Source organism: Streptomyces albiflavescens, from assembly GCF_014645835.1.
GTDB classification, from domain to species: Bacteria; Actinomycetota; Actinomycetes; order Streptomycetales; family Streptomycetaceae; genus Streptomyces; species Streptomyces albiflavescens.
In genome coordinates, this window is sequence record NZ_BMMM01000005.1 from 490,965 (window position 1) to 501,710 (window position 10,746).

Annotated in this window: 8 protein-coding genes and 1 pseudogene; 5 read left to right on the plus strand and 4 right to left on the minus strand. The window is 68.7% G+C overall.

The window, feature by feature from the left end:
• Positions 1 to 23 precede the first annotated feature (23 nt).
• A complete protein-coding gene (locus IEY95_RS17435) occupies positions 24 to 161 on the minus strand; it encodes an ATP-binding protein (RefSeq protein ID WP_268240476.1) in 138 nt (45 codons plus the stop codon).
• A 142-nt stretch (positions 162 to 303) separates the two neighbouring features.
• Here IEY95_RS17435 and IEY95_RS17440 point away from each other — a divergent pair, with 142 nt between their 5' ends.
• Both IEY95_RS17440 and IEY95_RS17445 read left to right on the plus strand, forming a co-directional pair.
• On the plus strand, positions 304 to 834 hold the full coding sequence (locus tag IEY95_RS17440; protein WP_189186964.1) for an Imm21 family immunity protein: 531 nt from the start codon (positions 304 to 306) through the stop codon (positions 832 to 834).
• A gap of 1,628 nt (positions 835 to 2,462) precedes the next feature.
• Positions 2,463 to 3,209 carry a phosphotransferase family protein gene (locus IEY95_RS17445; protein WP_189186917.1) on the plus strand — a complete coding sequence of 249 codons (747 nt, stop codon included), beginning with the start codon at positions 2,463 to 2,465 and terminating at the stop codon, positions 3,207 to 3,209.
• 486 nt (positions 3,210 to 3,695) lie between these two features.
• Here IEY95_RS17445 and IEY95_RS17450 read toward each other — a convergent pair whose 3' ends face one another.
• Entirely contained in the window at positions 3,696 to 5,147 is a 1,452-nt protein-coding gene (locus tag IEY95_RS17450) for a carboxylesterase/lipase family protein (RefSeq protein WP_189186918.1), read from the minus strand.
• A 177-nt stretch (positions 5,148 to 5,324) separates the two neighbouring features.
• On the opposite strand from IEY95_RS17450, the gene IEY95_RS17455 reads away from it, so the two are divergent.
• The 3 genes and pseudogenes from IEY95_RS17455 (at position 5,325) to IEY95_RS17465 (ending at position 8,392) form a co-directional block, all read left to right on the plus strand.
• Entirely contained in the window at positions 5,325 to 6,302 is a 978-nt protein-coding gene (locus IEY95_RS17455; RefSeq protein WP_189186919.1) for an Lrp/AsnC family transcriptional regulator, read from the plus strand.
• Positions 6,303 to 6,702: 400 nt separating this feature from the next.
• Positions 6,703 to 7,296, plus strand: a pseudogene (locus IEY95_RS17460) (amidohydrolase family protein); the annotation flags it as partial.
• Positions 7,297 to 7,549: 253 nt separating this feature from the next.
• Positions 7,550 to 8,392, plus strand: a complete 843-nt coding sequence (locus tag IEY95_RS17465) for a PhzF family phenazine biosynthesis protein (RefSeq protein WP_189186920.1) — start codon at positions 7,550 to 7,552, stop codon at positions 8,390 to 8,392.
• A gap of 94 nt (positions 8,393 to 8,486) precedes the next feature.
• Here IEY95_RS17465 and IEY95_RS17470 read toward each other — a convergent pair whose 3' ends face one another.
• Positions 8,487 to 8,882 carry an Lrp/AsnC family transcriptional regulator gene (locus IEY95_RS17470; RefSeq protein ID WP_268240471.1) on the minus strand — a complete coding sequence of 132 codons (396 nt, stop codon included), beginning with the start codon at positions 8,880 to 8,882 and terminating at the stop codon, positions 8,487 to 8,489.
• Positions 8,771 to 10,504 carry an MFS transporter gene (locus IEY95_RS50715; RefSeq protein ID WP_373294486.1) on the minus strand — a complete coding sequence of 578 codons (1,734 nt, stop codon included), beginning with the start codon at positions 10,502 to 10,504 and terminating at the stop codon, positions 8,771 to 8,773. The genes IEY95_RS17470 and IEY95_RS50715 overlap by 112 nt, the downstream gene beginning before the upstream one ends.
• Positions 10,505 to 10,746: the final 242 nt, after the last annotated feature.

Here is a 10,746-nt window from a genome sequence, read left to right on the forward strand (position 1 = left end):
GTGATGGCGGTGATGGCCTGCGGTCATCCGCCGTCTTGACGGGTCTTGGCATGGGCGAGGCGGTAGGAGTCGGTGCCGGTCTCGATGATGTTGCCGCCGAAGGTGAGCCGGTCCACGATCGCCGCGCAGAGCCGGTCATCCTGAGCGTCCCACTCGCCGATGCGGGTCTCGACGTCAAGTCACAGGTCGGGCTGATCAGCTCGATGGCTCGTTGTCAGTGGCCGCGGGGATACTGGCGTCGTGAAGACGTCCTCGTCCACCACAGCCTGCTCAGCCGAACCTTCCCCCGCCTGGGTCGAGTCGATGGGTGGCCCGCTGATAGCAGTGCCGGTTTCCGCTTTGGCCCAGTGGCGTGGTTGCACAGAGTCGGGGATGGTCGTCGGCGACGGGAACGTTCGGGACGACTATGACCGCGCCTGCGAGGTAGAGGGTCTGGCCGGGGTGATTGCCGTCGGCGAGGAAGGCGCCCAAGGACTTGTCTTGGCGGACGAGCCCGCCAGCAGTTGCTATCTCCCGGAGCACCAAGCGTTCGTCCGCTGGCTGGGCGCCAACTGCGAGGCCGATCTGATCGCCGCGGCCGAGGCGGTGCTTGCTGACCCCACCACCGCGTGGGAGGAATGCGGTGTCTGGGAGACGGATAGCCAGGCGGTGCTCATGGACTCTGTGACAGCCGGGGCCGAGCGGGGTGTCGAGTACCCGGCCGGCGGTGGCCTGCCGGAGCAAGCGCCTGTCCCGATTCGGCCCGGCCGCTGGGCAGTCCGCGCCGTCTATGCCTCGCCGATCGAGGAGACCTCGGTTGGGGTGATCCATCTTCTGCCTTGGTCGTCGCACTGACCGAGCTGCATCGTCGGTGTGCGGAGGAGTTCAGGACGCTTCTCCGTCCAGTCGGCTGAGCAGTCCATCGAAGATCTGCTCGCGGGCAACCTGTCCCTTGGCCGCCGCGTCGTCTCGCTGGCGTTCGAGCGTGGTCCGGAACTCTTCAAACGCATCTTGCCCAGAGCAGGAATGATGTGAGTGTTACCGCCACTCCGTCAGAGGTGGCGGTCTCCTCTGAGTCGCGCGCCGCCTGGGATCGCGTCCCACCGAGTGGTGTAGCAGCGATCGCGGGGGCGGTGTTGGCGCCTGCCTCTCGAAGAGTCGACGGCCATCTACACGAACACTGCAGGCTGACGCCCCGTCTGAGGGCCGGGGGCTGCGGACGCCTCTGATTCCATGTGCGACCTGCACCTTTGTACTTGATCGCTGCCACAGCACATGAGGGGCCATGACCCGCAGGTCCCGCTGCCCTCGCAAACACCGAGGCGAACCCAGCCCTGACAACAATGACCAGTTGGAGAACGGGCAGCAGCGCAGCTCCCATGCCGCGCCGCTTGATCCGCACGAGACGGTCTGGTCTCGCCGCCGCGTACTCCATAGAGGGCGCAACGACCGCAACCGGCGCGTCTCAGCTACCTACGTTCTGCCTGGAGGCCGACGAGGTTCCAGAGTCTGCGCCATCGAGCCAGCCAAGAGCGCCCATGACCATGAGGCTCAGCGTCATCCACGCAACGAGCGCTCCACCGCCGTACAGCACGGCACCCGGCGCAAGGGCACCGTTCGCGTAGGAGAGAACGCCCGCCACAACGCCGGCGAGCACTGATGAGACGAACGCCAGCACCACGAGCAGCGCCCGAGTGGCTGAGGGGGAGAATCGCACTGGTCGGACCCTTCAGTAAGGGTGGTCGACCATCGGCAGGGCAGGCAGCCTCAGCTCGACCACCTTGCGATGGCCTGCTGAGACCTAGCGTCAGGACTCATCTTCGCCGAGGCGCCCTTCCCCCAAGGGACGCTCGAAATCGCGCCTTCGGCCCCCGGGACAACTCCCCGGGCAGTCAGTTGGGTTGGCAGCTTCCCCGACGGTCCCCGTTGCCGTCGCTCGCCATCCCGCTTCACGGTAGCGCCCCATTTCCCTTGATCGCCATATCAGTTGAGAAAAGGGGCCCGTACGTGCCCGGACCGCCGTGCTGGTCGTGACCGCCGTGCCCGTCGCACTCGCCGCAGCCATCGCCGCATACCGAGCGGTGGTCCTGGTAGCTGGCTGCTACCCGGCACGGCATCTGGCTGTCCCCGCCGGCACGCGTCGGCTGCCCCGACTGCCATGGCACCGGCAGCTGGTGGACCGAGGGTCCGTTCCCGGAGATGGAGGCGTGACGGTGCTGGGTGGGCCGACGCGAATGGCACATCCGGCTGCTGGCCCACCTGCCCATCCCTGAAGAACCGCCGTTCTGAGTTCGTTGCGAGCACGGTCACCGCCGTCGGGGGGTGCTTCTGGGCTTAGGACTCCTAACAAAAGTGGTGGGCTTGACCTGGCCAGCGGTCGGTGTCGTGCACGAGGTCGCCGGGTAGCGGGACGCGGTCAGCCGCGTAATCGCACGCGATAAACCCGGCGACGTCGGCGGTCATCCCCGGGATACTGGTCGCCCATGGATGAGGTCAAAGTCGTCGTCGCCCATTCCGAGCGCGCGACCCTGCGCGTCGGCGACGTGTTCCTGAAGGTGGACGCCGATCAGGCGCGCATCGACGTCGAGGTCGAGGCGATGGCCCTGGCGCCGGTCCCGACCCCGGAGGTCCTGTGGTGTAAGCCGCCCGTGCTCGCGATGGCTGCACTCCCGGGGACGACGCTTGGGCGCCTCGGCGGGCCGTCGACCGGGTCACCGGCGGCGTGGGCCGCGGCGGGCGCCGCCATCCGAAAGCTGCACGACGCGCCGCTGCCGCCCCGGCCCGGCCAGGCCGGCCGGAGCATCGTCGCGCTGACGGCGGAACTCGACGACGAGTGCGAGTTGCTCGTGACGAACGGCGTCCTGCCCGCCGACCTGGTCACCCGCAACCGCCAGGTCGCCGAGGCCGCGCTCCGGCCGTGGACTCCGGCGTTCACGCACGGCGACCTGCAGATCGCGCACGTCTTCGTCGACGGTGACGAGGTCACGGGCATCATCGACTGGTCCGAGGCGGGACAGGGTGATGCCCTGTACGACCTCGCCACCTTCACGCTCGGACACGAGGAGCACCTCGACGACGTCATCGCCGGCTATGGCATCGACATCGACCTCGACGTGATCCACGCGTGGTGGTCGTTGCGAAGCCTGCTGGTGGTTCGCTGGCTGATCGAGCACGGCTTCGACCCCTTCGCGCCGGGCTGTGAGGTCGACGTGCTGAGATCCCGGATGTGAGGCTGCGCGGGCCCGACTGCCACGTATGCGTTCTGACGCATCGAGCAGGCCATCCCCTGGGGCGCATCGCCTGCCTAGCAGCGGTCTTCGTCGTCTCGACTGGCTCGCACCCCCTCCGGCCAGCATCGGCAAGAATTGACACACCGTCATTCCCGGAGGTCCAGAAGCCTCATTTTGTTAGGAGTGGTTATCACTGCTGGCCGCCTGGCACCTCGACGGGCGGCCTGGTGCATGGCTCAGCGCCCTGCGCGCCGACAGGAACGGCCTTGCCCGGCTGCCGGCCGGTCCGCTGCGCGCGGCATGCACCTGTACCGGCGCGCAGAGGAGCGGCAGGAGCTCGCACGGGGCGACTGGCTTGACCTGCCCGACTCCCGGACGGGGTGCATGCGGGTGCGGGAAGCTGCTCAGTTGCCGGCAGGGTGAGGAACTCGGCACAGTGGGGCATGGTCGCACGGCGGAAAATGCGCTTCATGCTTGTCACCCGTCTCAGCCGAAGTGCCGGATGCGGGCGGCCGTTGCGGGCGCGTAGGGCAGCCAGTCGTTCACCGATCCGGTCGTGACGAACTCGGCGACCGCGGTCGCGAAGGTGTGTCCCAGGGCCCGATCGGTGTCTGTGGGCTTGCCCAGCATCGGGCTGTCCGGGTAGGCGTCAAAGGTGTTGAAGAGGAAGGGCAGTTCGCCGCAGTGAGTGGCGCCCAAGGCATGCTCGTCCTCGGCCGGCTGGTAGTCGAACTGGTACACGTAGCTCGCGTTGCCGCCGGCCGCGTGATGGTCGGCGATCTGCAACGCGCTGTTGCGGAACAGTTCATCAGTCTGCACCGTGGTGAAGATCTGCGCCGGCGTCGCCTGCGGAAGCCGGGCGGCATGCCGCTGGTAGACTTCGTGGGCCTGGTCGCCGATCTGGCGGGTCAGAATGTCCAGCGCGCCGGCGAAGGAGAGATTCTGGATGCGCGGGTCGAAGGCAAAGAAGGCCGTCGCCTCGTTGCGGGTGGTACCGATCAGCAGCGCCTTGCCGTCCAGGGCGCCGTCCGCGAGCGTCCGCTGCCAGGCGCGGGGCACACCAGGGCCGCCAAGCACCGGATACATCGGCGGGGCAACGTTGCCAAGACGCGCGAGTCGCCCCGCGAGCTCGCCGTAGGCGGACAGCAACCGCTCAACGGGCAGCGCGCGAAGTGCCCGTGCGGCGTCCGCGCCACCCGGCACGCCAAGCAGCCGCAGGTACGCCTCGGCGTTCTCGGCCGCGTCCTGCGGCTCCTGTGGCGCCAGGCCGAACGGGCCGCTCTCCAGCAGCACCCGGGTGACGAGTTGCGTCGTCCGAGGATCGAGCGCGAGCGACAGGGCCGAGTAAGCTCCGGCCGACTGCCCGCCGACCGTCACATTGCGCGGGTCTCCGCCGAAGGAGGCGATGTTGTCCTGCACCCAGCGCAGCACGGCAGCCTGGTCCTGCGGGCCGAGGTTGGCGGCGCCCATCTCCGGGAGGTACAGGTAGCCGAAGGGGCCCACCCGGTAGTTCGCGGTCACCACCACTATGCCGCCCAGGACCGCCAGCCGACCCCCGTCGTACCAGTCCCATCCGGCGGAGCCGCTGGTGAAGCCGCCCCCGTGCCACCAGATGAGGACCGGGCGGGGCGCGCCGCCCTCAAACGCCCGCAGCGGACTGTGGACGTTGACGGTCAGGCTGCCGTCCTCATTCCAGTCCGGGACGCGGTGCCCCATCACCTGTTCCAGCCGGGAGGCCGCCTGCGGGACAGCCGGTCCGGCCTGCGCCGCCTTCCTCACCCCGGTCCATCCCGGGTGCGGCCGCGGCGGCGCGAAACGCAGCTCCCCGACGGGCGACGCGGCATAAGGGATTCCCCGGAAGGAGATCACCTCGCCCTGTGCGACCCCCTTGACCCTGCCGCGGCCCGTGTCCACGATCCGGCCCTCGCTACCCGCCATCGTGCTCACCTCTCTCATCTCGGTTGCTCTGATCTCTCATCTCGGTTGCTCTGATCTCTCATCTCGGTTGCTCTGATCTCTCATCTCGGTTGCTCTGATTCGTTTCTATTCAGAAGCATCCATCTGAGCCAGAAAGAGCACCATTAAGCGCGAATTTAGGACATAGGATCTCGGGATATGGAGAAAGTACGCCATCACCTGAGTGAAACGGACAGCCGGATCGCCGCCGCGATACTGGCCTCCCCGCGCGCCTCGTGGCGCACGGTCGGCCGCGTCCTGGGCCTCTCGGAGCGCACCGTGGTGCGGCGGGCGGCACCGCTGTTCCACGACGGAACGCTGCGTGCCACAGCCGTGCGCAATCCCGTGTGGTTCCCTGATGTGATTCCGCTGGCCCTGCGCATCCGGTGCCGGCCCAACCGGATCGGCGCCATCGCCGCAACCCTGGCCCGTCGCCCCGACACCATCTGGGTGGATGTCCTCGGCGGCGGCGACGAAATCTGCACCATCCTCTTCCTGGACGGGCCGGACGCACGCAACAACCTGCTGCTGCGCGATCTTCCCGCCACCCCCGCGGTCCAGTCGTGGACCTCTCATGTCCTGCTGCGGGTCTTCCCAGCCGCCTTCAACTGGAGCGGCGGCCTGCTGTCGGAAGCCGAGCTGGCCGGCCTGCGGCCAGACACACCTGCCGCATCCACCCGCCCCGCTCTTCTACCCGTCGACGACCAGCTGATCGCCGCGCTGATGGAGGACGGACGAGCCTCCTACACCGATCTCGCCCGCCGCGCCGACACCACCCCCCTCACCGCCCGCCGCCGGTTGGAGGCACTGGTGGGCGACCAGGTCCTCAGACTCGCGACCGAAGTCGATCTCGCCCGACTGGGTATCCGCACCGAGGCACTCCTGTGGATCACCGTCGCACCCGGCGGCCTGGAGGAGGCGGGCCAACAGCTCAGCCGCCACCCGCAAGTCCGCTTCGCCTCCGCCACCACCGGCCCGGCCAACCTCCTCGTGGCCGTCGCCGCAGCCGACCTCGACGCGCTCTACCACTTCCTGAGCGACACCATCGGCGCCCTTGAACACGTCTCCACCATCGAGGTCACCCCCATCCTGACCGGGGTCAAACGCACCGGTCTGATCCGCCCAGGCAGCCTCTGAACCGACCACGATCGCGGACCCTGCTGAGCGTCCTCGACCGCCGCCTGATGAGCCGCGGCACCAGCCGACAGGCCGACCCCACCGGCAGACCCGCTCAGGTCGGCAAAGTACGCGTGATTGCGGACGCCGGCGGCGCACAGCGTGCCGCCAGGGAACGGCGCAGCTTGCGACGGCACGCCCCGAGGCTCCGAGGACGCGGCCGAACGATTTCGAGATGGCATGGAGAAGACGATGACTGATCACGGAGCCGACCTGGTGATCCGGGCCGATGCGGTGCACACGCTGGTGCCCGGCCAGATGCCGCAGCGGGCTCTGGCGGTGCGGGGCGACCGCATCGTGGCCCTGTCCCCCGACCCGAACGGGCTCAACCACTGGGTGAGCGCGCGGGGTCGGCACCCACGCCTACGGCGACCGCGCGGTCCGCATCCTCCTGGACGTCTACGAACACGTCCTTCAGCGCAACCCCGGACTGGCCGCCGGCACACTGGTGATGGAGCACGGGGGCCTGGCAGGCCCCGAACAGCGCGCCCGCGCTGTCGCCCTGGGCATCCCCGTCACCATCCAGCAGCCGCTGCTTCACGACACCGCCGAGGTGGAGGAGGGCTTCTGGGGCCCGGAACGCGTCGCCCGCCTCTTCCCTGCCCGCGGCTGGATCGACCTGGGCGCCCAGGTCAGCGCCGGATCCGACTTCCCCGTCGGCCAGTTCGGTGCCATGCGCTCCGTGTGGGGCATGACCACCCGGCAGACCGTCATCGGCGTCAAGGGCCCCGAACACGCCATCAGCTACGACGAGGCCCTCACCCTGCACACCGTCCGGGCCGCCCGACTGTGCGGCGAGGAGAACCTCCGCGGCACCCTTGCTCCGGGCCGCCTCGCCGACCTCACCATCTGGGACCGGAACCCCGCCCGCTGCCCCGGCGACGCCCTGCGCGACCTCAACCCCACCCACACCTTCGTCGGCGGCCTCCTGGTCACACCCTCCGGCACGCGGTAAGAGGGACGGTTGCGGATGTCAGGATCGAAGGCGTGGCTACCGCGGGCGCAAGCGCCTGCGGTAGCCGGCTGCAAACGGCTTGCCCTGGGCCACTACGCGTGTACGACTTTTCCTCACGTCCCGGCCGATCAATCCACTTTGTTGTGACTGGCCCTGTCCTGGCCGTCCGGGCGCCCGTTGGGATGGAGCTGCTTCCGCCGACGGGCGGGACGCGCAGAATCCGCTGCAGCCGCTTGAAAGGCCTTCGATGACGATGCCGCGCACACGCTCGTTCGTACAGGTCGACGTGTTTTCCACGAGCCCCTATCGCGGCAACCCGGTCGCGGTCGTCCTTGACGGGACGGACCTGACCGATGAGGAGATGCAGCGCCTGGCGCGTTGGACGAACCTGTCCGAGACCACGTTCGTACTGCCCCCCGCCGCCCTGGAGGCGGACTACCGGCTGCGGATCTTCACACCCCAGGGCGAGCTGCCGTTCGCCGGACACCCCACCCTCGGCTCCGCGCGCGCCTGGCTGGACGGCGGCGGCCTGCCGCAGCACGCCGACCGTGTCGTGCAGGAGTGCGCCGCCGGCCTGGTCACCGTGCGCCGTGGCGAGAACACCTTGTCCTTTGCCGCCCCGCCTCGTGTGCGTGACGGCGCGCTCGACGACGACTATCTGAACCAGATCATGGCCGCATTCGGCATCACGCGTGACCGAGTCGTGGCCCACCAGTGGGTCGACAACGGTCCCGGCTGGGCCGTCGTCCAACTGCCCACAGCCGAGGAGGTCCTCGCCCTCGAACCCGACCTCTCCCTCATCCCGACCGCGATGGTCGGCGCGATCGGGGCCCACCCCCACGGGTCCCCACACCACTTCGAGATGCGCACCTTCGCCCCCGGCGTCGGCGTGCCCGAGGACCCCGCGTGCGGCAGCATGAACGCCGCTGTCGGGCAGTGGCTCACCGCCACGGGCGCCGCACCGTCCACCTACCGGGTCTCCCAGGGCACGAGGCTGGGACGGGCCGGGAGCATCGAGATCACCGCCGATTCGGACGGCACCGTCTGGGTCAGCGGCGCTGCCACCGTCTGCATCCGCGGCACCATCAGTCTCTGATCGCCCCACCGTTCGCGCTCCGGCAGCCGGCCGGAGCGCGGACAGCCGTGCGGCGGTCCCTGCGTCGGACCACACCGGGGCCGGGACGGGAGTGTCATGTGGGGTCGGCGGAGAGCGTCTTCATGGTGACGTAGCTGGTCACCGTGGCCACGCCGGGCAGGCTGGCCAACTGGTTGGCGTGGAAGTCCTCGTAGGCGGGCAGGTCGGCCACCTCGACCTGGAGCAGGTAGGCGAAGTTGCCGGTGATGTGGTGACAGGCGACCACCTCGGGCAGTTGCGTGACCCCACGCTCGAATGCGACCACGTTCGCGCGGGTGTGCCGCATCAGCCGGACACCGGCGAATACCCGCAGGCTGCGTCCGACCGTGGCGGGATCGATCAGCTCCCGGTATCCGCGGATGACCCCGGCTTCCTCCAGTTGACGCACGCGCCGCAGGCAGGGTGACGGCGACAGCGGCCTGCTCCGCCGCCCAGGGCAACACGGCTGCATTCGACTCGCGCAGCTCGCCGGGATCGTCGGCCGGCTTTCCTCGCCCATGCCGTATGCATAGGCCTCAGCGACGACCCTGCGCCCACCATCAACCCGTTCCGCCGGCGGCGGGGGCGGGTGCGGGAACGTCGCGCATGTGGCGGAGCGGGGAGCAGAACACGAACCAACCGGCCGCCCAGGAACCGATGAACGCCAGCCAGAGTGTGGGCCGCACCCCGATCAGCGTGCCGAGTGCCCCGCCAAGGATGCCGCCGATCGGCAGCGTGCCCCACACGACCCAGCGGACGGCCGCGTTCATCCGGCCCATCAGCTCCGGCGGTGTCACCGATTGCCGGTAGCTGAGCTGGGCGACGTTGTAGACCATCCCGGAGAAGTACGCGATGCCCCAGCCCAGCGGCAACAGCAGCACTCCCCAGCCGCGCCAAGCGGCCGCCGCGATGACCTGCGGCGCGCTGAAGACCAGCATCGACACCCAGATGATCCGCGCCGAGCCGATCCTCTTGGCGAGCCGGCCGGCGCACTCCCCCGGCGATCCCACCGACGGCCGCGCCCGCCATGACCAGCCCGGTCAACGCGGGACGCACATGCAGCACCCGGATGAGGAAGACCATCGCTAGCGCCGAACTCATGCCGCTGAACAGGTTCGCGGTGCCCGTGCACGCCACGACCCTCCGCAATATCTTGTGCTGAACGACGAATCTCAGTCCCTCGGCGATCTGGCTCCGCAACGTCTGGTCCGCTCGCCGCGCCGGCGGCGGCTCCTCGCGCGTCCTGATTCCGGATATCGAGAAGACCGAGATCGCGTAGGAGATCGCGTCGGCCGTCATCGCCCCCGCGGCGCCGAACGCCGCGACCAGTCCCCCACCCAGGCTGGGTCCGCCGAGCTGCGCGAACGCCTGGGTGGTCCCCAGCTTGCCGTTGGCGTCCATCCGGAGATCGGAGCGGATCAGCGACGGCACGTAACTCTGGTACGAGACGTCGAAGAACACCGTGCACACGCCGGCTGCGACAGCGACGACGTAGAGCTGCGCCATCGTCACGGCGCCGAGGGCGGCCGCCAGCGGTACCGAGCCGATGATCAGCAGGCGAAGGATGTTGCAGACGATCATGATGGAACGTTTGGAGCCGCGGTCCACGAGCGCGCCCGCGGGCAGCGCGATCAGCGCGAACGCTGCCGTGGTGGCGGCGGTCAGCAGCCCGACCTGGAACGTGCTCGCCTTGAGCGCGACGACCGCAACCAGCGGCAGTGCGATCTCGGTGACCGCCGAGCCCATCTCGCTGACCGTCTGACCACTCCACAGCAGCATGAAATCCCGCTGACGCCACAGGCTCGGGCCATCGGTCTCCGACCCGACATCCTGCAGATCCTTCGCTACTTCCGTCACAACACCAACTCCGCTATCAGACCCACGGCCTGGACCATGCCGCTGATCATCAACACGTCGACATGGTGCTCTCGGTTCTCGCCGGCATCTCCCGGCGTCTCGATAGAAGTCCTCGAAAGAAGGCTCGAACGAGGGGTTGGGCAAGCGATAGGCCTTACACCGGGCCCCTTGTTCGCCCTGCGGCCCGACGCCGATCGTCTCGCCGGGAAAGGCGTCGGGGATCACTTTCCATCCCATGTTCCGCTCGTAGTACTGCACGGCCGTGTGTACGGACGGCCACCAGTCGTCGTCGATGACGACCAAGCCCCCGGGCCGGACGATCTTGCGTAAGAAGTAGAGATCAACGAAGACTTCATGAAACCGGTGACTGCCATCCACGAATGCCGCATCGGCGACGAAGCCGTCCTTGCACTTAGGGCGTTTCTGATGGCTCTTGGACGGTGTCGCGGAGCCAGATGACGATTGCGGTGACGGTCAGG